The 22,643-nt window shown below is 38.1% G+C and carries 18 protein-coding genes; 13 read left to right on the forward strand and 5 right to left on the reverse strand.

Annotated features, from left to right (window positions below):
* Positions 1 to 115 precede the first annotated feature (115 nt).
* Together ACYVFA_RS24360 and ACYVFA_RS24365 are read left to right on the forward strand one after the other, a co-directional pair.
* Entirely contained in the window at positions 116 to 3,271 is a 3,156-nt protein-coding gene (locus tag ACYVFA_RS24360) for a SusC/RagA family TonB-linked outer membrane protein (RefSeq protein ID WP_460474465.1), read from the forward strand.
* Positions 3,272 to 3,282: 11 nt separating this feature from the next.
* Complete coding sequence (locus ACYVFA_RS24365) at positions 3,283 to 4,803, forward strand: SusD/RagB family nutrient-binding outer membrane lipoprotein (protein ID WP_460474466.1); 1,521 nt, start codon at positions 3,283 to 3,285, stop codon at positions 4,801 to 4,803.
* Between the two features lie 205 nt (positions 4,804 to 5,008).
* Here the strand turns inward: ACYVFA_RS24365 and ACYVFA_RS24370 are convergent, their stop codons facing one another.
* Both ACYVFA_RS24370 and ACYVFA_RS24375 read right to left on the reverse strand, forming a co-directional pair.
* Positions 5,009 to 5,776: a response regulator gene (locus ACYVFA_RS24370; RefSeq protein WP_460474467.1), complete on the reverse strand. Its 768-nt coding sequence runs from the start codon at positions 5,774 to 5,776 to the stop codon at positions 5,009 to 5,011.
* 28 nt (positions 5,777 to 5,804) lie between these two features.
* Positions 5,805 to 7,781: a tetratricopeptide repeat-containing sensor histidine kinase gene (locus ACYVFA_RS24375; RefSeq protein WP_460474468.1), complete on the reverse strand. Its 1,977-nt coding sequence runs from the start codon at positions 7,779 to 7,781 to the stop codon at positions 5,805 to 5,807.
* 198 nt (positions 7,782 to 7,979) lie between these two features.
* Here ACYVFA_RS24375 and ACYVFA_RS24380 point away from each other — a divergent pair, with 198 nt between their 5' ends.
* The 3 genes from ACYVFA_RS24380 to ACYVFA_RS24390 all read left to right on the forward strand — a co-directional run bounded on the left by ACYVFA_RS24380 (position 7,980) and on the right by ACYVFA_RS24390 (position 10,912).
* A complete protein-coding gene (locus ACYVFA_RS24380; protein WP_460474469.1) occupies positions 7,980 to 8,363 on the forward strand; it encodes a LytR/AlgR family response regulator transcription factor in 384 nt (127 codons plus the stop codon).
* Between the two features lie 228 nt (positions 8,364 to 8,591).
* A complete protein-coding gene (locus tag ACYVFA_RS24385) occupies positions 8,592 to 10,556 on the forward strand; it encodes a tail fiber domain-containing protein (RefSeq protein WP_460474470.1) in 1,965 nt (654 codons plus the stop codon).
* Between the two features lie 2 nt (positions 10,557 to 10,558).
* Positions 10,559 to 10,912 carry a DUF4907 domain-containing protein gene (locus tag ACYVFA_RS24390; RefSeq protein ID WP_460474471.1) on the forward strand — a complete coding sequence of 118 codons (354 nt, stop codon included), beginning with the start codon at positions 10,559 to 10,561 and terminating at the stop codon, positions 10,910 to 10,912.
* A 108-nt stretch (positions 10,913 to 11,020) separates the two neighbouring features.
* Here ACYVFA_RS24390 and ACYVFA_RS24395 read toward each other — a convergent pair whose 3' ends face one another.
* Entirely contained in the window at positions 11,021 to 11,806 is a 786-nt protein-coding gene (locus ACYVFA_RS24395) for a DUF4249 domain-containing protein (protein WP_460474472.1), read from the reverse strand.
* Between the two features lie 12 nt (positions 11,807 to 11,818).
* A complete protein-coding gene (locus ACYVFA_RS24400; protein ID WP_460474473.1) occupies positions 11,819 to 14,146 on the reverse strand; it encodes a TonB-dependent receptor in 2,328 nt (775 codons plus the stop codon).
* Positions 14,147 to 14,427: 281 nt separating this feature from the next.
* Here ACYVFA_RS24400 and ACYVFA_RS24405 point away from each other — a divergent pair, with 281 nt between their 5' ends.
* From ACYVFA_RS24405 to ACYVFA_RS24440, 8 genes are read left to right on the forward strand one after another with little or no spacing between them, the layout of a single operon-like run.
* Complete coding sequence (locus ACYVFA_RS24405; protein ID WP_460474474.1) at positions 14,428 to 14,784, forward strand: DUF2147 domain-containing protein; 357 nt, start codon at positions 14,428 to 14,430, stop codon at positions 14,782 to 14,784.
* Positions 14,781 to 16,085, forward strand: a complete 1,305-nt coding sequence (locus ACYVFA_RS24410; protein WP_460474475.1) for a TolC family protein — start codon at positions 14,781 to 14,783, stop codon at positions 16,083 to 16,085. Before ACYVFA_RS24405 ends, ACYVFA_RS24410 begins: the two co-directional genes overlap by 4 nt.
* A 1-nt stretch (position 16,086) precedes the next feature.
* Positions 16,087 to 16,623, forward strand: a complete 537-nt coding sequence (locus tag ACYVFA_RS24415; protein WP_460474476.1) for a DUF6515 family protein — start codon at positions 16,087 to 16,089, stop codon at positions 16,621 to 16,623.
* Entirely contained in the window at positions 16,623 to 17,726 is a 1,104-nt protein-coding gene (locus tag ACYVFA_RS24420) for an efflux RND transporter periplasmic adaptor subunit (protein WP_460474477.1), read from the forward strand. Before ACYVFA_RS24415 ends, ACYVFA_RS24420 begins: the two co-directional genes overlap by 1 nt.
* Before the next feature lie 5 nt (positions 17,727 to 17,731).
* Positions 17,732 to 18,958: an ABC transporter permease gene (locus ACYVFA_RS24425; RefSeq protein ID WP_460474478.1), complete on the forward strand. Its 1,227-nt coding sequence runs from the start codon at positions 17,732 to 17,734 to the stop codon at positions 18,956 to 18,958.
* A gap of 1 nt (position 18,959) precedes the next feature.
* On the forward strand, positions 18,960 to 19,637 hold the full coding sequence (locus tag ACYVFA_RS24430) for an ABC transporter ATP-binding protein (RefSeq protein ID WP_460474479.1): 678 nt from the start codon (positions 18,960 to 18,962) through the stop codon (positions 19,635 to 19,637).
* Positions 19,637 to 20,629, forward strand: coding sequence for a sensor histidine kinase (locus ACYVFA_RS24435; protein WP_460474480.1), 993 nt, complete (start codon positions 19,637 to 19,639; stop codon positions 20,627 to 20,629). The genes ACYVFA_RS24430 and ACYVFA_RS24435 overlap by 1 nt, the downstream gene beginning before the upstream one ends.
* Complete coding sequence (locus ACYVFA_RS24440; RefSeq protein ID WP_460474481.1) at positions 20,626 to 21,372, forward strand: LytR/AlgR family response regulator transcription factor; 747 nt, start codon at positions 20,626 to 20,628, stop codon at positions 21,370 to 21,372. Before ACYVFA_RS24435 ends, ACYVFA_RS24440 begins: the two co-directional genes overlap by 4 nt.
* A 329-nt stretch (positions 21,373 to 21,701) precedes the next feature.
* Here the strand turns inward: ACYVFA_RS24440 and ACYVFA_RS24445 are convergent, their stop codons facing one another.
* Positions 21,702 to 22,577, reverse strand: a complete 876-nt coding sequence (locus ACYVFA_RS24445) for an alpha/beta fold hydrolase (RefSeq protein WP_460474482.1) — start codon at positions 22,575 to 22,577, stop codon at positions 21,702 to 21,704.
* Positions 22,578 to 22,643: the final 66 nt, after the last annotated feature.

Raw genomic sequence — 22,643 nt, forward strand, 5'->3', positions numbered from 1 at the left:
AAAATATCACAAACTTTTCAGGAAATTATTATAAAAATCACCGCTGTAGTTTAATGAAAGATTTCCTTGAAATATTTCTAAAAATTTGCATGAATAATAACCCAATACTCATCGTATGAAAAAACAACTCCTATTATTATTATTAATCTTCTCTTTGCTGTTCTCAACGGCTGGCTATGCTCAGAGAATTTCAGGAAAGGTAACTTCTTCCAAAGATGGCTCTTCTCTTCCGGGTGTATCGGTTCAGGTAAAAGGTACCAGCACGGGTAGTACTACCGATGCAAACGGCAACTATAGTGTGAATGCTTCTTCAGGTGTGACTTTGGTTTTCAGCTTCATAGGCTTTAAAAATCAGGAAATAAATGCCGGTAACCAGAGCATCGTGAATGTTTCGATGGAAGAAGATGCAACTAACCTTGAAGAGGTGGTAGTAACGGCTTTAGGTATTAAAAAAGACGCTAAAAAACTGGGATATGCCACTTCGACTATTACCGCAGATGCAATTACAGAAAATCGTTCGCCTAATTTTATGAATACTTTGCAAGGGAAAATAGCCGGTGTAAATATCTCGGGTTTAGGCACCGGTCCTAATGGCACTTCAAAAATCAGGATACGCGGACAATCTTCTTTTTCAGGCCAGAATACCCCACTGATTGTTATCAATGGTGTACCTATTGATAATACCAACTTTGGTACCAATCCGGGAAACGCAGCTTCTGATAATTCTATTGCTGTGAGAGGCGGTGGAAATACTTCTGATGGCGGGGATGGATTATCTAGTGTGAATCCTGATGATATCGAGAGCATGACTGTGCTTAAAGGCGCTACGGCAGCCGCTTTGTATGGGTCGCGTGCGAAAGATGGTGTTATTATGATTACGACTAAAACCAAAGGCAGTGGCCGCGGGATTGGCGTAAGTTTCAATTCAAACTACACCAACGAAACTCCCCTTGACTTTACGGATTATCAGTACGAATATGGTCAGGGAGAAAATGGTGTGCGGCCTACTACACCTAACCCTACTTCGGGGCAGTGGTCTTTTGGTGAGAAATTTCAGCCGGGCATGACACAGGTATTGTTTGATGGAGTTACTGTGCCATATGAGCCCGTTTATAACAGAATCAGGAAATTCTACAGAAATGGCTCGAATTTTACCAATACAATCAGCTTATCGGCAGCCGATAGCAAAGGTGGGTTTAATCTTTCATTTGCCAATATGGATAGTAAAGGTATTGTGCCAAACAATAGCTTTAGCCGTAAAACTGTTAACCTTGGTTTTTCTTATGATTTGTCTAAAAAGCTGAGTTTTTCGGGGAACGTGAATTATTCGAACGAGTTCAACAAAAATCCGCCTAATATAGCCAATCAGGATAACTCTATTCCGACAGCGCTTTCTAATTTGGCCAATTCTATGCCTTTGGATTTGCTGGACAAAAAGAAATATGATGCCGATGGAAACGAGTTTGTTTATTCGAGATTTAAGAATCGTACCAATCCTTACTGGGTATTGGCAGAACAGTTTCAGAACATTCGTCGCGATAGAATTTTTGGCAATATTTCAGCCAAATACAATATTTTGCCCTGGTTATTTATTCAGGGACGCATTGGTCAGGATTTCTGGTCTCGTGACCAGGAGTTTAATAATTTCCCGACAGGACATGCTTCGTTAAGCCCTGCACCTGCCGGATTTGTGAATGGTACATTTACGCAGGAATCGAGAAGATTCAGAGAGACAAATGCGGATGTATTGATTTCTGCAAGCAGAAAGTTTGGTAATTTTGGTGTGGATATCAATGCCGGGGGAAATCAGATGTATCGCCGTTCGGATCTGAACAGCGTACTGGTGCAGGATTTTGTTGTAAGAGGCTTGTATACGGTTATGAATGGTCGGGTAAAAGACCCTATTTATGGTTTAACTGAAAGATCTGTTAACTCAATATATGGTTCGGGAGAATTGTCTTATAAAGACTTCCTCTTTTTAAATATAACTGCCAGAAATGACTGGTTTTCGACACTTTCTCCCGAAAACAGAAGTATTCTCTATCCTTCGGTGTCAGGTAGTTTTGTGTTCTCGCAGGCATTTAAATCGGTACCAAGCTGGTTGAACTTCGGAAAACTACGTGTGGCTTATGCCGAAGTGGGTAGCGATACCGATGTGGCGCCTTATTCGAACAACCTGTTTTACGGAATCAATGCCAACTTGTTTCCAAATCCTTCGGGTGCCTCTCAACCTGTGGGTGGTTCGCAGGGCACAACTGTACCTAATGCAGGCTTAAGACCGATGCAAACGGCCGAGTCTGAAATTGGTCTGGAGTTGAAATTATTTAAGAATCGTGTAGGTCTTGATTTTGCGGCTTACAGAAAAATAACCAACGATCAGATTGTTTCTGCGCAGATTTCTGATGCCTCAGGTTTTACCAATACATTGATTAATAGTGGTAAAAGTGAAAACAAAGGCGTTGAGTTCTTATTGAATTTAGTGCCTTTAAGAACCAGAAATTTCCAGTGGGATTTAACCTTTAATGGTTCTTATAATATCACCAAAGTTTTAAGCTTGTTGACCGATACGCCGGGCGAAAGAATCACAGTAGGTACACACGTGTTCAATGGAGAACTAAGACAGATAGTTGGGCAGGAAATGGCGCAAATATATGGCTTTGGCTATAAGAGAGATGCACAAGGCAGAAAAATATTCGGAACAGGCGGGCTTCCTATTCGTACACCAGACCTGATTTCGTTTGGCAGTGCCTTGCCAAAATGGGTAGGCGGTATCACGAACTCATTTAATTATAAAGGCGCCAGTCTTTCATTTCTGATTGATTTCAAATTGGGTAATAAGATGCTATCAGGCACTAATTTTAACCTGATCAGAGAGGGTTTGCATAAAATTACGCTGGAAGGCAGAGATGGTATTGTGGGTGATGGTGTGAATGAAAAGGGAGAACCAAATACTGTAAAAGCCAATATTCAACCGTATTGGGAAGTAGTAAGAACGTCTGCCTTAATTGAACCTGTTATTTATAACGGAGGTTACTGGAAACTCCGCCAGATTACCGCCGGGTATGATTTGACTAAATTTTTACCGCAGAATTCTCCGATAAAAGCAGTAAAACTAAGTTTTGTGGCAAACAATGTATTGATGCTAAAGAAATGGGTGCCTAATATAGATCCAGAGTCTTTTGGCTATTCTTCTGACAACCTTGTCGGACTGGAGTCTACGGGTCTGCCAACAACCCGCAGTTTAGGATTCAATTTAAATGTTAAATTTTAATGCTACCAAACATGAAAAAAATATATAGTTACGTATTGATAAGCTTTTTTATTGTATTGGTTTCGTCGTGCGACAAAGGTTTTGATGAGCTGAATATCAATAAAACAGCGGCTACGGCCATTAATCCGGTGTTTACCTTCAATAATGCTTTGATTAATGCTTCTTTTCCGGCAGGGATTGTGCAATACGAAATGGGGATTGTGCAACAAATGGTAACGCCTAATTCGGGCGTTGTGGCCGGAGCTAACTTTAATCAGGATAACAGAGATGCTACACAACAGATATGGCAACGGTATTACAGAACAGTTGTATTGTATACAACCGATGTGATAAAAACAGTGAAAGATGCGCCTGCAAGAACTAACCTGCTTCACATGGCTCGTATCTGGAAGGCGTATGCTTTTATTATCCTGACTGATACCTACGGTGATGTGCCTTACACTCAGGCTGGCAAGGGTTTTACAGATCAGATAGTGCTGCCCAAATATGATACGCAACAAGCAATTTATACAGATATTATCAAAGAACTAACCGAAGCATCGGCAGCGCTTGATGCGACCAAAACCCGTGAAACGGCAGATGTGTTGTATGGTGGAGATGTTGCCAAATGGAAGAAATTCGGCTATTCTTTGTTGCTGCGCGTGGGCATGAGACTAAGCAAAGTGAATGAAGCACTGGCAAAAGAAACGGTACAAAAGGCTATTCAGGGAGGGGTATTCAGTTCAAATGCGGATAACGCTTTTATTAAACATGATCCCAATTATGTGAATGGTGTGGGCCAGATGCTTAATTCTACCGAAGCTGCCAACTTCTTTTTAGCTGCTCCATTTGTAGATTATCTGAAGAAAACCAATGACCCAAGATTGAAAGCCATTGCTGTAAGATATGTTGGGGCAGGTTCAGGTTCTGACCAGGTAGCTGCGAGAGCCTCAACCGACCCGGCTATACAGATAGGGATGCCTTTGGGTTATGATAACAATACCGTTAAAGCGCCTGCTGCTGCTGCAGGGCTGGCGAGTTTTTATGAATATAGCCAGGTTGACAGAACACGTATGACTAAAGTGGCAAGCCCAATGTATTTTGTTACTTATGGACAAACCCAATTGTTACTGGCCGAAGCTGCACAAAGAGGATGGACTACCGGCTCGGTGGAAGATTATTATAAAAATGGCGTAAGAGCGCACATGGACCAACTGGCTTCTTATGATGCTAATTCTACAGTTGCCTCAGATGCCATAGATACTTATCTGAAAAACAATACTTTTGATACTGCTAATGCTCTGGAACAAATCAATACGCAGTATTGGGTTGCCTCTTTTTTAAATGGGCCGGAAGCATTTGCTAATTTCAGAAGAAGTGGTTTTCCGAAATTAACACCTAATCCTTTTCCAGGAAAAAGTATCAAAGGGGAATTTATCAGAAGATTGACTTATCCAAACTCTGAGATTTCGGTTAATTCTGTAAATGTAAAGGAGGCCATAAGCAGACAAGGAAACGACGATCTGGATTCTAAGGTTTGGTGGGATAAGTAAATTAATACGCTGTAGACGAAAGTAAATATTAATAAAAATGTAGATTGAACTGTGTTAAAGTAAAGTTAGCAAAAATGTTAATTTCACTTTAAATACAGTTCAATTTACATTTTTTTATACACCACTTGAACCTCTCAATATATAGGATTTTATATAATACAAGCTTTTCTACCGATTTATGCGGTTTTATGGCTCATCTGGGAATTTACTTCTGCTTAAACGAAGTCATAAAAGTATCTTTCAGATTTCTTGCAATAGGAATAGTATGCTGGCCAATCATGATTTCATGATCGTTGAAACTATCTACTTTAGCCACATTCACGGCAAAAGAACGGTGAACCTTTACTAATCTGGAGAAATTGAGTCGCTCTAAGGCACTTGTCAGAGATAAACGAAGTGTATATTTCTTGGCTATTGTCTGAATAGTAATATAAGAATCATCAGTTTTGATGAATAGAATATCATTTAAGTACACTTTTATAAAATTATAATTCTGCTTGATAAACACATAATCATCCATTTGGAGAATCGTCTCAGTCTCAGTTTTTAATGATTGCGGATTAGTTTCTTCTTTAGGATTACTCTTGTAGAAATTTCTGAAATTGTGGATAGCCAATTCTATCGAATTGAGCAGGTTCGTTAAAATAACGGGCTTAATCAAATAAGCCGCCGGATGTGTTTGCTTTGCCCTGTTGAGAGTTTCTTTTTCTGAAATGGCTGTCACATAGATAATGGGTAAGCTTTTAAATTTCAGAATCTCATTTACTGTTTCAATGCCATCTATGTCTCCTTTAATATTAATATCTGATAAAATCAGGTCAACAGGATTATTTCTGGCTAATTCTATGGCTTTTTTACCATTGCTTGCCATACCTGTTACATTAAAATTTTCTTCTTCGAGCATATCGCTCAGCGTCATAGCCAGTATTCCATCGTCTTCTATAATGAGGATTTTTATACGATCATCGTTCACATGAGTAATTATTTTGAGGAATTATTTTCTAAATATTCTCTTTGGGAATCGTTAATTTAAAAAGCGTACCATGATGGTTTTCTACAGTCAGGTCTGCTCCTATCTGATTGCTCAGGGTATTAATTAATTGTCTTCCATACGATCCTTTCTTTTCTTTCCATTGCTTTATGTCCAGACCTTTGCCATTATCGGCTACTTCTAATACAATATTTGTATCTGTTTTCAGATACACTCTTAACTCAGGATTATCAACATCCAGATATGCATATTTAAAAGAATTGGTGAGTAACTCATTGATAATCAGTCCGAGTGGAATAGCTATATCAACGTTCAAGTCTGTATCATCAATATCAAAATCCAATGCCAGACTATTTTTATCAAATCCATAAATACGAATGAGATTATCAACCAGATCTGCCACAAATTCCTGAATATTTACTTTTTCTATGTTTTCGGTCTGATATAATTTCTGATGAATCAAACCCATGGCATCTATTCTTTGTTGGCCTTCTTTTACTGCTTTAATAGCCTTTTCGTCTTGCAGAAACTTAATCTGTAAGAAAAGCAAACCAGATACTATCCCAAGATTATTCTTTACCCGATGATGCAATTCCCGCATTAACACCTCTAGTTGACGAGATTGCTGATTGATTTTTTCATTTTTAAGAGCTAAATCTCTATTTCTATTCCGGATGATGCTATAAAGCCAGGATAAAATACCAACAAATATTGCTAAAAGAACTATGCCAATGATAAGTTGTTGTAGCTGCTTGTTCTGAGCAGTATTTAGTAAGTTTAATTCGCTAATTTTTTGCTCTTTTTTCTCTGTCTCATATCTGGTATTGATTTCGGTAATCAAACGGGACTTTTCTACGGCTGCATTCGACTCAATCTGCTTGATTTGTCTTAATTTTTCTATTTCAGCCTCTATTTGTATTTCCGATATTCTTCTTTGTTTTTCTGCTTCTATGGTGGCAATTGCTTCAGCTTTTTGCTTTTCAAAATCGGCCTGTAATGTCACGATTTCTCTCGACTTTGTCATTTCGTCCAAAGAGTCTTTGATGCTACGATACCGATTAACATTTTTCAAGGCATTTTCCCAATCTCCTTTTCTTCTGTATGACCTGTATAACTCACCATGCGCATTGAACAAGCGGTGAGGGTCTTTCACTGTTTCAGCTAATCTAACGGATTTCTCACCATAAGCAATTGCTTTTTCATGATCCTCTTTCAATGAATAGGCCATTCCCATATTTCTATAGGTATGCTCCAGTAACGGATAATTTTTATTGGCTAAATTAACCTTTTCTGCCCGCTGATATATCTGTATGGCTTTGTCGTAGTCTTTGTCAGCATCGATATATAGCTGCGCTAAATTTGACAAAGGATTGCCGAGTTTTAAACTATCTTTTTCTGAGGCTATTGCTTTGAAATAATATTTCCGGGCATTGGCATAATCCTTTAAATCTCTGTAAGCAATACCCAGATTATTGCTGATCATGTTTATAATGCTATTCTCCTGAATAGCTTCGCTGATAGCCAGGCCTTTTAGCCCCAATTCTATACCTTTTTTGGTAAATTCAGTTGATTTCTTCGAATCACCCAGGCGTTTATATAACAAACATAAATTTCCGTAACATTGTGCAGCACCCGGTAGGTCGTTAGTTTTTTCCAGCATCTGAAGCGCTGTCTGATAAGCCAATAGTGCATTTTCATATTCACCTTTCCGACCCAGGGCAATCCCTTTCATTCTATATATATGTCCGGTTTGCTTGTAGAACTTTAGTTTTTCGCCCAGTTTTATTCCCTCATTGGCAAAGAAAACAGAAGAATCACTTTTGTTCTGCCTGTTGTAAGCATCACTTAAAGCATACAGAATCTTAACACGGCTGGTATCAGGTTGAGATGTACGCAGTGCCCCTCTCAAATAAGTAATTGATTTAGTTTGAGCCAGAAGGGTTTGAAATCCTGAAAAGAGAAAAATCAATACGCTTATTTTATTCATTTTAGAGACATCCTATAGCATTAACAAGCAAGATAATGAATTAAGCGAAAAATATAAATACGTATATGGGCCGACTCACAAAATTCGGTCAAATTCCTACAAAATTCGGTCAAACTCCCCCATTTCTTCATTAGGCATTCTATCATTTCCTTATTTCGATTGATTATTAAATTTTGTTCGGCATTAAATGATAAAACTATGACTCTTGTACAAAAAGAAAATCTGAGGTTTTTGTGTGATTTGCAAGAAAGCCTCCGGCTGAATAGTAAAAACCAGATCAACACCAACGATATTGTCTATCTTCAATCAGATTGGAACTATACCCATGTGCACACCATCGACAACCGTAAAATACTCTCATCATTTACGCTTAAAATTTTAGAAAAACGCATTTTTGATAAGGACTTTATTCGTATTAACCGCGGATCATTGGTTAATATCAGGCGCATCTCTACAATTAAAGATAATGGTAAAGTTGGCGAAGCTACTATGTATAATGGCTCTGTACTGCCTATTTCACGACGGAAATTGAATACAGTAAAGAGCGTGTTTCAAAGCGATGCATCTGTGGCCTTGCGCTGATATTACGGCTATAGTTGAGCCACCAGCGTTTGGAATTCGCCAATTAACAGAACTCATCTCTGCATTTATAGTGAATGCTTACGCACAAAATTCTGTCAAATGCCTACAGGATTCCGTCAAACTCCCCTCTTTCTTTATTTGCCTTTATCGCATTTAGTTATTTAGTATCGATTATTTATTCAGCTCGCAGATTCCGATTAAAGAAGGTCTGTCTTAAAAGTACTATCCATGAAAAAACTCATTCTTTTCACTATTACCTTTTCTCTTCTCTGGCTTGGATTAATAGGCCAGTCAGGCAATACCGTTTTTGCTCAATCAACAACGCTTTCGGCAGATGGGATTTATGTACCAAGGCTAACAACCACCCAACGCAATGCCATTACTAAGCCTACTAATGGGCAGATGACTTATAATACCGATGACAATTGTTTTAATGTCTATCAAAACAATAGTTGGCAAAAACTCTGTGGTTTTGATTTACAAATCACTGATACTTGGAACAAAAAAGCAGATTTTGGCGGAGCGGCACGTTTCGCTGCAGTTGGTTTTTCTATTGGTAATAAAGGATATGTAGGAACTGGAACTGATGGATGGAGTAATCTGAAAGATTTCTGGGAATATGATTTATTAACTGATAGCTGGGCACAAAAGGCCGATTTTGGAGGAGTTGCCCGTGGCGGAGCAGTTGGGTTCTCAATCAATACAAAAGGATATATTGGGACAGGTCATGGTAATAATAATTATCAGAAAGATTTCTGGGAATATGATCCTCACACAAATATCTGGACACAAAAGGCTGATTTAGGTGGCGAAGGGCGTATAAATGCCGTTGGTTTTTCAATAGGCAATAAAGGTTATATAGGTACCGGGCGTGCTAACGACTTGCTAAAAGATTTCTGGGAATATGATCCCCAAACAAATAAATGGCTACAAAAAGCTGATTTTGCTGGTGTAATACGCTTATCAACTACAGGTTTTTCCATAGGTAACAGAGGTTATATTGGTACAGGACTTGATTCTGATATTAATGCCATCAAAGATTTTTGGGAGTATAATCCTGATCAGGATAAATGGACACAAAAGGCTGATTTTGCTGGTTCAACACGTTTTAGGGCTTTTAGTTTTTCTATAGATAATAAAGGATATATTGGCGGCGGCTATGGGAGTGATATAAGTTTACAGAAAGATATTTGGGAATATGACCCTAGTAGTATTTTCAATGGTACTGATGTAGATGGTAACCCTAAAGGTAATTGGATAAAGAAAAAAGATATTGGAATAGGAACCATAGGTAACGCAGTTAGTTTTTCAATGAACGGTAAAGGATATGTGAGTACTGGTTTAGTAGGTGGTAATCGCTCATTAAGTGCGGGTCTTTGGGAGTATAGTATGCAAGAATCAAATTTAACCCAGCAAGGCAATAATTTCAATGGGTTTTCGCAACTAGTTAAAACAGATAGCTCAGGTAAAATACCAGCTTCCGTTTTACCAGATGCTACTTTGTCAGCTGATGTTACCAGACAGGGAAACGATTTCAATCAAGCTAATCAGTTAACCAAATTAAGTACTTCTGGTTATTTGGGCATAGGTATGGATTCTCCTAAAGCATTAATACATCTTGCTACTACGCTTAAAAATAAAAAGATAATACTATGGGGAGAGGCTGATAATGACCATCAGTTTTATGGGTTTGGTGTAAATGGAGGATCTCTTCGTTATCAGGTTGAACATTTAGAAGCTGCTCATATATTTTATGCAGCTGAAAGTACTACTTCTTCAAAAGAATTATTCCGGATAAACGGAAATGGAAGTGCCTGCCTGAATGGTAATATAGTCAGCACAGGGGCTTCCTGTACTTCAGATATCCGTTATAAAAGAAATCTTTCTTATATAGCCAACCCACTAAATAAAGTGATGCAATTGAACGGCTTTCATTATTATTGGAAAACAGAGCAATTTAAAGAAAAAAACTTTCCTGAGAGTCGCCAGATAGGGTTTATAGCGCAGGAGGTAGAGGCTTTGTTTCCTGAGTTAGTTATTACCGATGCACAAGGGTATAAATCAGTAGATTACGCCAGACTGACACCTGTATTAGTTGAAGCCATTAAGGAATTGAAAAAGGAAAACGATGCCATTCGTAAAGATGTTGAAGCACTTAAAAATATAGTTTTACAAGCTCAAAACGGCAAATAAATATGAAAACACTGGTTATACTTTTGTTATGTATAAGTGTAAGTTTTGCAGGGTTAGCACAAAAAACTAATCAAGCACCCATAAAGAATCAGGACTACGGTATTCTTTATGCCTATAACGATAGTCTGCAATATGAAACCTATCCGCAAGCCAATGGCTGGGGATATAAGCTCTATTTACGCTACAAGCTTTTGGTTAACCAAACTATTATTCCGGCTTTACCGGGGAATCAGGCTTTTAAAACTGAAAAAGACGCCAAAAAAATAGCAAAACTGGCTATGACTAAGGTAGCGAAAGGACAAATGCCTCCAACATTAGAGTTAAAAAAAGTGAAGAAAGTATTGAATATCAAATAAAGGTTGACAGTACATCTATAGGTGTGAAAACAAATGGTTTTCGTTGGGCAATATATGATTGCCCCGATAAAAAATATAGGGTGGTTAGGGCAAATAATAGCTTCTTCATTATTGGATTTCCAAAGTCTTTTTCTCGATAGTATAAGCACCAAAATACCCTAATGCTCCCCCCGAAATATTAATTGGCGGATTTGTACCTGCCGCTCCGTTATTCAATCCCTGGCCTTGTTGTTTTACCAAAGTCAGAAAATAGTCGAAGGTAGCCCTATCTATACACTGCATCTCAATGGTGATTTTATCGCCTGTATTAATGTCAATTCCGCTATCAATCACCTGCTCGATATGGTTGCCATTATTGAAAATATCACTTCTGACAAAATAAGCACGGCTGCGAATACCGTCGTTGCCAATGGTAGCCCATCGATAATAGTTCACTTCTTCTTTCGGGTCATGATAAACTGCAACCATTTTAGTTTTCGCATCAAAGCGCGAAACTGTTTGATATTTCAACTCCTGAAACGCCACTTTCTGAGGCATGGTAGACTGAGCTTCATAGATTTTGTCATTGTATTCTACTCTCATTGTATACCTATGACCGGAGGCTCCTTTGAGGTGATGAATACTATAAACACCCGGGAAATCCTGTAGCAAATCTTCACTTTCACCGGTAGTTATATCTGTAATGGTTACCTTGGCTGTAGTGATGGGTGGAAACTCATTCTTTTGCTGAAAATCTTGCGAGAGCGTAATTTTTACTTCGTTTTGTGTGCTGTCATCGGTCATTTTGCCTTCAATTACCACCTGCGGCTCAATGCTTCTGAGGTCAAGTTGTACAGTGTCGATACAGGAACTTAGACCCAATAAAACGAAAAGATATATGGCTGTTTTATTCATTATTTATAGTTTTTAGAATTTGAAGTTGTAGGTAACATACGGTACATACTTGAAAAGTGTCACTCTGCTCACCTCTGTGATTCCCGGATTATCAATGCTCTCACCAAAATTGTATGCGTATGGATTCGAGCGACCATAGGCATTATAAATCCCAAAAGACAGATTTGATTCGCGGCTTGGTTTTTTAATAAAATTCAGGGTTGCACCTAAATCAAGACGGTGGTAGTCGGGCATGCGATAACCGTTTCTTTCTGAATACAAGAAGGCTACGCCACCGTCAATTCTGTATTTGGCAGTAGGGAACGTAACGGCGTTTCCGGTATTATATACCCAGGTTCCTGAAACTGACCATTTTTTTGAAAACTGGTAAGTACCAACTATCGAAATATCATGTGTCCTGTCCTGCTTGGCTACATACCATTCATTATTATTAATACCATCAATTTTTCGTTCACTTCTGCTAAGCGTGTATCCAATCCAACCTGTCAGATTTCCGGTTTTCTTTCTTAATAAAAACTCAGCTCCATAGGCACGCCCTTTACCGAAAAGCAGTTGTGATTCAATATTCTGGCTTTGTATAAAATCGGCGCCATCTTTATAATCTACCTGATTCTGCATGGTTTTATAGTATATTTCCGTACTGAACTCGTAGGCGTTATCCTGTAAGTTTTTAAAAACTCCTACTGAAATCTGGTCGGCAATTTCGGGTTTGATATTATTGGTATTTATGAGCCAACGGTCTGTAGGCGACGCCGCATTTGAACTGCTCAGTAAATGTAAATGCTGTGTATTTCTGCTATAAGCTGCCTTCAGAGACAGAGAAGGGCTAAGTAAATAACTTGCCGATATTCTGGGCTCAAGATTAAAGTAATTCTTCACTACTTTATTTTTGTCATAGCTTATCGTATTGAGGAGTTGCCCCTGATTATCAAACTCATAAAAATCACTACCCCCCATTACTGTAAAAGCGCTTAATCTTAATCCATACTCGATATTAAAATTTTGAGTTGGATTCCACTTGTTGGTGGCATAAATGGCTGATTCAAAAGCAGTTTTATCGGGTTCAGAAGTGGTGTTTATACTTGAGTTTTCTCCAGTTGACTCACGCGAACGTGGGGTAAGGGTGTGATGGATGACATTAACACCAAAACGCATGGAGTTCTGAGGATTTGGAAAAAAACTGAACTCTTGTTTTAAATTAATATCCCTGATATCAGAACTTAACTGAAATTGATTAGACCCATTGGCTACACTCACCTGATAATTATATTTACTATAGATAAATGAAGTATTGCTGAAAAGTCTATCTGTAAATAAGTGATTCCAGCGAAGAGTTCCGGTGACATTTCCCCAATCTATCCCAAATAAATCATTGATTCCAAATTTATCCCGGCCAAAATAGCCTGATAAATAAAGGCGGTCTTTATCCGAAAAAGTATAATTGAGCTTGGCGTTGAGGTCGTAGAAATACAGGGTATTCTTGTTGAGATTTTCGTTGTTCGATAACTTCAGAAATGCATCGGCATACGTTCTGCGGCCGGTAATCAAAAACGAACTTTTATCTTTCTGGATTGGCCCTTCAACTGACAAATGACTCGCAATTAAACCGATTCCTCCGCCAATTTTGAAATCCTGATTATTACCATCGTTCATTTTTATATCTAATACCGATGATAGCCTTCCACCATATTGGGCCGGGCTATTGCCTTTATAAATACTCAGGTCTTTAATAGCATCGGCATTGAAGGTGCTAAAAAAGCCGAGTAAATGAGACGCATTATAAACCGGGGCTTCATCTAATAAAATGAGATTCTGGTCAATATTACCTCCTCTCACGTTGAACCCACTATTGCCTTCTCCGGCCGATTTGATACCAGGTAATAATTGCATTACCTTCAGTGGGTCTCTTTCTCCCAACAGGACCGGCACCTGGTTTATTTCTTTAATGTTGAGTTTCTCGAAACCCATTGTAGGATTGCTGACATTTTCATTTGCAGCAGTGGCTTTAACAACTACCTCGTTAAGTAAGGAAGCTTCCTCTGTCAGCTGGAAATCAATTTTTTGATTAGCTGTTAAGCTTACTTCTTCTATGCTTTTAGTATGGTAGCCTATCATTCCGGCCGAAAGTGTGTAGTTGCCCTGCGGAATAGTGAGTGAATAAAACCCGTATTCGTTACATGAAACCCCAGTATTGGGTAGTTGCTTGACACGTATAGAAGCACCAATCATCAACTCACCAGTTTTAGCATCTTTTACTGTACCGCTTATGGTAAATTTGGTTTGAGTGAAGCCCCTTAAAGTTGAGGAGATAAAAATTATAATAAGAATTGCTCTCAGCATATTTTGTATTTTTTTCAGACAAAAGTATGTGGGATATATGAGACATTTAGTCAATCAGCCTATGAAACAGGCAAGAATGAAACTGAAACGGGCAAAGGTGCTGATAGATTGGAAGCAAAGCTGAAAGGCCGTTCTTATTGCTGAATGTAAATAAGCAACTCTCAATCAGATTTTGTTATTTTACCTCTTGCCCGTCACAGTATCCATTTTGCCCGTCTCAGAAATTCTAAGTACTTCAGGTTATTGCTGCCTCATAATTTTGTAGAAAATTAAACAAAATCATGAAGCAGCTTGTAGTCATTATTTTCTTTGGCATATCTTCTTTATTCCTCCCAAATCAGGAGCTTAATCTTATAGGTACCTGGCAAAATGAAGCCGGAAACCGAACCGTAGAATTCTATCATTCAGGCTCATATCTGGAAGGTAAAATCATCGAAGACAACAACGCCAATCTGGTAGGTAAGGTAGTTTTTACCGAATTGAAATTCATCGGAAAAACCTATGAGGGAAGAGGGTATTTACCCAAAAGAAACCAATATATTCTTTGCTCCTTAAAACTAACTTCTGGTAACACGCTTTCTGTCACTGGTAAAGTGGGTGTCATGAGCGATACTAAAATCTGGAAAAGAGTAAAATGAGAAAGGTCTTATTCTGTATATTTTGTATTGTTCCGTTTTTGCAAGGCATGGCGCAGCAGGCAACCATTAAAAACCTGCAGGAGCTACTCAATTATGCAAAGCAGAAAAGTTATGTCAAAGACAATAATCGAATCCAGACCGAGCTTGCCAGACTAACTACCAAAACAGCTTTTGGGAATGTCATAAACCCACGAATACCAACTACCGCATCAATCATAGATAATTCAAAACAGCCGGTAAGTTTTATTCCTGCTGAAATTTTTGGAGGCCCAGAGGGGACATTTAAGGAAGTAACAATGGGGCAGCGATATATTTCAAGCCTTAGTCTTGCACCCCAGTTTGATATACTTAATCCCGGAAATTACGCCCGTATTCAGTCGGCACGTATCAATGAAAAAGTAGTTGAAGTAAATGGCAGGCTTGCCGAAAAAAATCTTTTTGACCAGCTGAATGCCTGCTATCATAATCTGATGGGTTACCATGCTCAAAAACAGATGTTTGTAGAAAACCAGCAGATTGCAGATACTATTTTGCAAATCGTACAAAATAAGTATAATCAGGGGCTACTAAGACAACAAGAAGTTAACGAAGCAAAAATCAATAAAATCAATATAGAAGATAAAATTGAGCAAATTGATTATATGATTCAACAACAGTATGACCTTCTGAAAACCTTATGTGATACCGATGAAAATATCCACCTGCTATTTACTGAAAATCAGGAGGAAACCGATTTTACATTCCTTGCTGCTGATGGTAAGTTAACAGAACAACAACTCAATTATCAGCAACTGTTTCTTGAAGCAGAGTTAAAAGCCGCCAGATGGCAACAGTTACCGACCCTTTCGTTTGTCTCAGGTTTTACCTGGCAGAATAACAGCAATAACCATTTTTTTGATTCTAGTTCAAAATTAATCAATAGCAATTATTGGGGATTAAGAATCAACTGGGACTTACCGACGAATGTAAATAAACTATCGGCTTATAAAACTGCCCGGATCAATAGCCAGTTAGCCGAGATTAACCGGAAACATAGCATTTTACAATCTAATTCAGTCAACACACAACTCGAACTAGAGCATCAAAAAGCAGTAAGCCAATACCGGAATCAGCAAAGAGTACTTACATTGAAATCTGAAAATTTTGAGAAGGGCCGAAATCAATATCAGGAAAATATTCTCAGCCTGGATAAACTTTTAATGGCTCATAACGACCTGATTGTTCAGGAGATAAACCTGCTGAATGCCAGAAATGCCATTCACTTTACAAGAAACAAAATAGAAATCAATAATATGTTTTAATATGAAAAAGTCAATAGTAGTATTTGGCCTGCTGATAACTTGCCTTGCAGGTTTTAAACTGTCTGCCCAACATCGGGATGTTGTGGTTGTAAAGCGTAAACCGCATCAGAATGTTGTCTATGTCGAGCCTGCTCCGAAAGTACGTGTGGTAAGGGTAATGCCCCCCGAAACCCGGATTATTCATTATCAGAGCGTACCTTATTATGTTCATGCAGGCTTGTATTACCATTTTATCGGTGGTCGTTATGTGGTTGTGGCACCACCGAGAGGCTTACGTATAAGTATCCTCCCTCCAGATTACTTTTATTTCCAGTTGAGTGGCATTAATTACTATTATTTTGAGGGTATCTATTACGCAAAAAAGGGGAGAGATTATGAGGTTGCAGAAGCACCTGTTGGCGCAATTGTTCCGAAACTACCCGAAGAGGCTGAGAAAGTAACCATAGAAGGAAAAGTATTCTACGAATTTAACGATACTATATATAAACTTATAGAAACGAATCAAGGACTACAATATGAAGTTGTTGGCGAAAAATAATGGAACGTATAACAAAAAAAGCAATTCTTCTGCTGCTAATACAGCTCCTCATCCTGGGAGCTTGTACTAAGACGGAAGAAGTCCGACCAATCCGAAGGAACATTACGGAGTATGTTTTTGCCACAGGTACCTTACAGGCTGATGAACGTTACAATCTGGTGGCACAAGTAGACGGATATTTGAGTAAGGTAAGTTTTAAAGAAAATGACAGAGTAAATAGCAATCAGACTCTGGCAGTAATTGATAATCAAACCAATATGATCAATACCCGCGTAGCAGCCGAACAATTAGCTATTGCCAACTATAACCTGACGGATGATTCGCCGGCTATGAAACAGTTAAGTGCTAACATAGATTTTGCAGAGAAGAAGTACCAACAAGATATTAAGCAGCAGGAGCGATATGAACTTCTTCTGAAGAGTAATAGCATTGCCCGCATAGAATACGAAAATACGATAATAGCCGCACAGAACTCATTGAGTAATCTTAATGCGCTCAAAGAACAATATAAAAACCTGAAACAGCAGGCGCAACAGCAGATGCTATTGCAGAAAAATAATTATGAGATAAATGAGACTAATCTGGCTTATAACCAGGTGAAAGCTCCTGCCAGTGGTACAGTACTTAAACGCTATAAGCAAACGGGTGATTTTGTACGAAAAGGAGACATAATTGCCACTATTGGCAATGTAAGCTCTACAATCGCACAAATAAATATTGATGAATCTAATATTGCAAAAATCAGAATAGGTCAAAAAATGCTGGTTCGCCTCAATACACATATCAATGAAGTATTCGAAGCAAAAGTTGCAGAAATACAACCCACTTTCGACGAATCAACCCAATCTTTTATCTGTAAGGCGGTATTTATGGCAATGCCTGATTTCAGAGTCTCGGGTACTCAATTAGAAGCCAATATTGAGATAAGTCAACGAAAAAATGTACTGGTGATTCCAAGGGAATTGATGGGTTTTGGTAATAAAGTACAGATAAAAGACCATAAAGAGCTTCAGGTTATCAATACAGGTATTGTATCAAATGAGTATGTAGAAGTGGTATCAGGGCTTAACGAAAATGATGTACTTATTCCTTTAAAACCTTAATATCAATGGCCGGAATTAGCTCAGAGATAGCCTTTACTTATATCAACAACGACCGGAAGCTCACGGCCGTGGCAGCTTTAGGGGTTCTGTTAGGTATGGCAATCTATATTTTTATGAATTCGATGATGGCGGGATTCGGCAAAATGTCTGATGAGTCAATCTTCAGAGTTTCTCCGCATATACGCATTTACAACGAGCCCACTAAAAGTACCCCTATAAGTACTGATACCAATAGTTTACCAATCATCATCAATCCTAAAATCAGGAATACGCAAAATCAGATTCTGAACCCGAACCAGCTCATCTCATTATTGAAAAAACAGAAAAATATCAGCATTGTTACCCCACAGGTTAGTCAGAATGTATTTTTAAGCATTGGCAGAAGTCAACTTTCCGTAAAAGCCATTGGTATAATGCCTGTTGAAGCCGAACAGATGTTTGCTATTTCAGCATCGATGGTCGAAGGGAAAATCGAAGATTTAAAGCAGCATCTGAATGGCATAGTAATAGGTAGCGGTATTTCAGAGAAACTCAGTTTAAAAATAGGAGATAATATCAGTGTATTATCTTCTGCATCGGTAAGCCGGGTTTTTAAAGTAGTCGGTATCTTTCAGTTAAACAATAAAAAAGAAGACGATAGTAAAGCATATATAAATCTGATGGCCGCACAGCAACTTTTAAAAGAAAATAATGCCTATATCACCGACATTAATATAAGTACTACGGATGCCCGGCTTGCTAAACATCTGGCTCCCAGACTTTCGGCTCTGGTAGGTTATAAAGCCGAGGATTGGGAAAGTGCCAACGAAACACTTATGGCGGCATCGAAGATGCGTAAAATCATCATCACGTTTGTTTCTACAATGATTCTGATTATTGCCGGATTTGGTATCTATACTATTCTCAACATGACAGTAAGCCAGAAAATAAATGATATAGCCATCTTGAAGGCTATGGGGTTTGAGGGGCGTGATGTCGTTCGGATTTTTGTGATTCAGGCCATAATAATCGGTATGATTGGGGTGTTTGTAGGCGTATTAGTAGCCCTGCTTATGGTAAACCTTTTGCAGAAGGTATATATAGGGGGTGATATTGGGTATTTCCCAATTCACTTTGAACCATTCAAATTTCTTCAGGGAGTAGTTTTTGGGTTTTTAATTACATTTTTAGCCGGGTTTATACCAGCCAGAAAAGCTGCTCAGGTTGACCCCGTTAGTATATTCAGGAAATAAGATGGAACAGGCATTAAAAACCGAACATATCGAAAAATTCTTCTATGACCCTATAGCGTTTCAGGTTTTGCATCAAGTAGGTTTTGAAGTAAAAAAAGGTGAATTTCTGACTATGGTAGGGAAATCAGGATGTGGAAAATCAACGCTATTGTATATACTGTCTACGATGGATACTGAATATTCTGGAAAGTTGTATATAGATAATCAATTGGTTACTAATCAAAAGCCTGACCAGTTAGCAAAAATCCGCAACGAAAAAATAGGTTTCGTCTTTCAGTTCCATTATCTTTTGCAAGAATTTAGTTGTCTGAAAAATGTGATGATTCCGGCCTTGAAATTGGGCAAACGCAGCCAGGAAGAAATTGAATATCTGGCTTATGAAAAATTAGCCATGCTTGGTATGAAAGAACAGGCCTTAAAACCTGCCAATAAACTTTCGGGCGGGCAACAGCAACGAGTAGCCATTGCCAGAGCCTTAATCAATGACCCGTTGATTATCATGGGCGACGAACCCACCGGTAACCTGGATAGCAGAAATACTGAGATTGTATTTGAAATTTTTCAGGAATTAGCTCACGCTAAAAACCAGACTATCATCGCAGTTACTCATGATAACGATTTTGCAGCAAAATCAGACCGGACTATTGAAATGTCAGATGGTAAAATAATCAGTCAATAATGAGCAATCAGAATATATACATACGTATCATTTTTTTTAGCTCTCTGAGTATTGCTTCTATCTATCTGGTGCTAAGCGTAATCCGTAATGACAATCTGCATTATTATAATATAATGATTGATTTTGTAAGAATATTCGGTTTTTCTGTCTGCTTCTGGCTAATTAATTTACAGTTATTCAATTATTTATCTAAAAGAACTACTCAACAAATTGCCTATTTACTTATTATTCTAATCACCAGCATTCTAGCTTATTATATAATGGTTTTTCTGGCAAAATATCTGAGTATACTTTATGAACTGAAAGGGATAAAGCAGAGTGGTATTGGTTTTCGGGGAGTTGTTGCCAATTTGTTAATAATTACCTTTTTGTACTCAACCAATATTTTTAGAAAATACAAGGAAGTAGAAGCAGAAAACGAACGATTAAAGCGAAATCAACTTGAAAATCAGTTATTACAACTAAAAGCACAACTTAATCCGCACTTTCTGTTTAACTCGTTCAGTACACTCAAAGCAATGGTAGAAGAGAAAGACGAAAACAGTGTGGAGTATATCATAAAACTTTCGGAAGTTTACAGGTATTTAATTGAAAACGCTGAATCTCATCTGGTAACTATTCGGGAAGAGTTAAAAATGGCTAATGCTTATTTTTTCATGCTTAAAAGTCGCTTTGAAGAAAATATTAACCTTGAAATCAATTTAGGGCAGGAAGAATTTGAGCGGAAAATCCCCTCCATGTCCTTACAGTTACTTATTGAAAATGCTGTAAAACATAATGTTATCTCACGAGCCAAGCCATTGACAATTAAAATCTCGGCAGAACAAAACTATTTGATAGTGCAGAATAATTTTCAGCCAAAAAGAAATCTGGAAGAATCAACAAAAATAGGATTAAAGAATCTGGATAACCGATGCCATATTCTGGTAGGTAAATCCTTATATATACGACAATCCGAGACCGATTTTTTAGTTAAAATACCTATTCTATGAAAATTGTCATTATAGAAGATGAACCTAAAACGGCTGCTAATCTCGAAAAAATAATAAAAAACATGAGTCCTGATTATCGGATTCTGGAAAAAATTGACTCAGTAGAGTCGGGATTACAATATTTTGAAGAAGTGGGTTTTCCGGATCTGATTTTTTCAGACATTCAGATTGCTGATGGCTTAAGTTTCGAAATCTATAATTCATTACCACCGACCTGCCCGATTATTTTCTGCACTGCCTATGACCAATACGCCCTACAGGCCTTTCGAGCGAATGGTATTGATTATCTTCTGAAACCTTTCAGTGAAACTGATGTTAGAAAAGCGTTAGAGAAATGTCAGAACCTGAAGCAGAATTTACAACCTAATCAATCACTTCAATTACTTTTTGAGCAATTACAAAAACCAGCAAAGCAAACGATTTTAATTAATTTCCGCGAGAAAATTATTCCTGTCAATATCCATTCTATTCCTTTTTTCTATTCAGTTAATCATCAAACCATTATCTTATTTGAAGGGAAAGAGCAAAGCATTAGCTATTCCCTTGATGAATTGGAAGCAATGCTTGATTCAAATCAGTTTTATCGGGCAAATCGTCAATTTATTATCAATCGTACATTTATCAGAGAAATAGAGTATTACTTTGCCAGAAAACTGGTAGTACTCCTTAATACAAAGACACCGGAGAATATAGTAGTCAGTAAAGCTAAAGCGAGTGATTTTCTACGGTGGATGGAGGGTTAAATATTATTTTTCATCATTTGTTTTTCCAGTGTACTGGCATATTAAAAACAATTTCCCGACAGAAACACAAATATTGAACCTTTACAGGGATAAAAGCAAAATTTGTTATGTACTGACAGTCAATTTATTATACCCCCATTCAGCCCCCCAAAAACTACTCAGAGATGAGTGCTTTTTGGGGTTATAGCATTTCCGGATAGTGATGTTGGTTAGAATAGCTGCCTGTCACGCAGATGGTCGCAGACGGTGCGACGTCTCACTTCGAGCCCCGACTAGAGTTCCTGTCGAGGCTGCGTTAACGCATAATAATCAAAATCTAATCACATAGCTTACTGTAGAAAACTATCTAAATAACCGAAGATTGTTTTTGTCTGAGTCATTAAGCCAACATGGTCTTGATTAGGAACAATGGCCAGTTGAGATTTTGGCATTGGTTTAAAACCGGCAGCAATACCACCTCCCAACAATTGATAGGTTTTTGCCAATTCAATTTTATCCATGCCATCGTTGTCTCCTGAAATGATTAATACAGGAGCCGTGATTTTGGCAATATTTTCGTCACCCATGTTAAATGGCTCTCCAGCCGAAGCAATCATCTGTTCCAGAAATGGAATCCATTTTGTTTTATCCGGTGCTACAGCATCGTAGGCGGTTTGCAATGGCGTATTTGCAAAAAAATCAGGCTTCATTATTTTAAACACATCGTTTATTTCGGGTAACCAGCCTTCGCTTTTATATACAGAAGAAATAATGACCAATTTTCTCAATCGTTTAGGGCTTTGAATCGCAAACTGATAGGCTACCTGCCCTCCAAAACTATATCCGACTATATCTGAGGTGTCAATTTTCAGATAGTCCATTACTTTCTCTACATCACTGGCTAAAGTAGCTCGTGATAATTTTCTGTCCGAATAGGGGGTATGCCCATGTCCCTGCAATTCCAGAGCAATTACTTTCCTTGTTTTTGCCAGTTCGGGTATCAATTCCCCCCAATTCATCTGAATGGTATAGTAGGCGCCATGTAGCAAGACGATAGGCTTACCCTCGCCATATACTTCATAATAAACTTTAGTACCATTAGCTGGTGCGTAGCCACTGCTAGTAGGTTTGAGTTGTTGTGCGTTTGATAGAGATGCTGTAGCCATAACGATTGCAATTAGTAGTAGTGATTGAGAAAGATTGTGCGTTTTAAATAAATTTTTCATAACTGTTTTGATTAGTTTGAAATTTATTGATACGACAAAGATAGAGTTCATTTCAGGATTTGATAG

This window comes from Emticicia fontis (assembly GCF_054779675.1).

Excerpts from the sequence above, each read along its gene's own strand:
- ACYVFA_RS24440 (WP_460474481.1), top strand. The coding sequence starts at position 20,626 with ATGAAAATTGTCATTATAGAAGATGAACCTAAAACGGCTGCTAATCTC.
- ACYVFA_RS24420 (WP_460474477.1), top strand. The coding sequence starts at position 16,623 with ATGGAACGTATAACAAAAAAAGCAATTCTTCTGCTGCTAATACAGCTC.
- ACYVFA_RS24360 (WP_460474465.1), top strand. The coding sequence starts at position 116 with ATGAAAAAACAACTCCTATTATTATTATTAATCTTCTCTTTGCTGTTC.
- ACYVFA_RS24410 (WP_460474475.1), top strand. The coding sequence starts at position 14,781 with ATGAGAAAGGTCTTATTCTGTATATTTTGTATTGTTCCGTTTTTGCAA.
- ACYVFA_RS24390 (WP_460474471.1), top strand. The coding sequence starts at position 10,559 with ATGAAAACACTGGTTATACTTTTGTTATGTATAAGTGTAAGTTTTGCA.
- ACYVFA_RS24380 (WP_460474469.1), top strand. The coding sequence starts at position 7,980 with ATGACTCTTGTACAAAAAGAAAATCTGAGGTTTTTGTGTGATTTGCAA.
- ACYVFA_RS24445 (WP_460474482.1), bottom strand. The coding sequence starts at position 22,577 with ATGAAAAATTTATTTAAAACGCACAATCTTTCTCAATCACTACTACTA.
- ACYVFA_RS24430 (WP_460474479.1), top strand. The coding sequence starts at position 18,960 with ATGGAACAGGCATTAAAAACCGAACATATCGAAAAATTCTTCTATGAC.
- ACYVFA_RS24385 (WP_460474470.1), top strand. The coding sequence starts at position 8,592 with ATGAAAAAACTCATTCTTTTCACTATTACCTTTTCTCTTCTCTGGCTT.
- ACYVFA_RS24395 (WP_460474472.1), bottom strand. The coding sequence starts at position 11,806 with ATGAATAAAACAGCCATATATCTTTTCGTTTTATTGGGTCTAAGTTCC.
- ACYVFA_RS24400 (WP_460474473.1), bottom strand. The coding sequence starts at position 14,146 with ATGCTGAGAGCAATTCTTATTATAATTTTTATCTCCTCAACTTTAAGG.
- ACYVFA_RS24435 (WP_460474480.1), top strand. The coding sequence starts at position 19,637 with ATGAGCAATCAGAATATATACATACGTATCATTTTTTTTAGCTCTCTG.
- ACYVFA_RS24365 (WP_460474466.1), top strand. The coding sequence starts at position 3,283 with ATGAAAAAAATATATAGTTACGTATTGATAAGCTTTTTTATTGTATTG.
- ACYVFA_RS24425 (WP_460474478.1), top strand. The coding sequence starts at position 17,732 with ATGGCCGGAATTAGCTCAGAGATAGCCTTTACTTATATCAACAACGAC.
- ACYVFA_RS24415 (WP_460474476.1), top strand. The coding sequence starts at position 16,087 with ATGAAAAAGTCAATAGTAGTATTTGGCCTGCTGATAACTTGCCTTGCA.
- ACYVFA_RS24405 (WP_460474474.1), top strand. The coding sequence starts at position 14,428 with ATGAAGCAGCTTGTAGTCATTATTTTCTTTGGCATATCTTCTTTATTC.
- ACYVFA_RS24375 (WP_460474468.1), bottom strand. The coding sequence starts at position 7,781 with ATGAATAAAATAAGCGTATTGATTTTTCTCTTTTCAGGATTTCAAACC.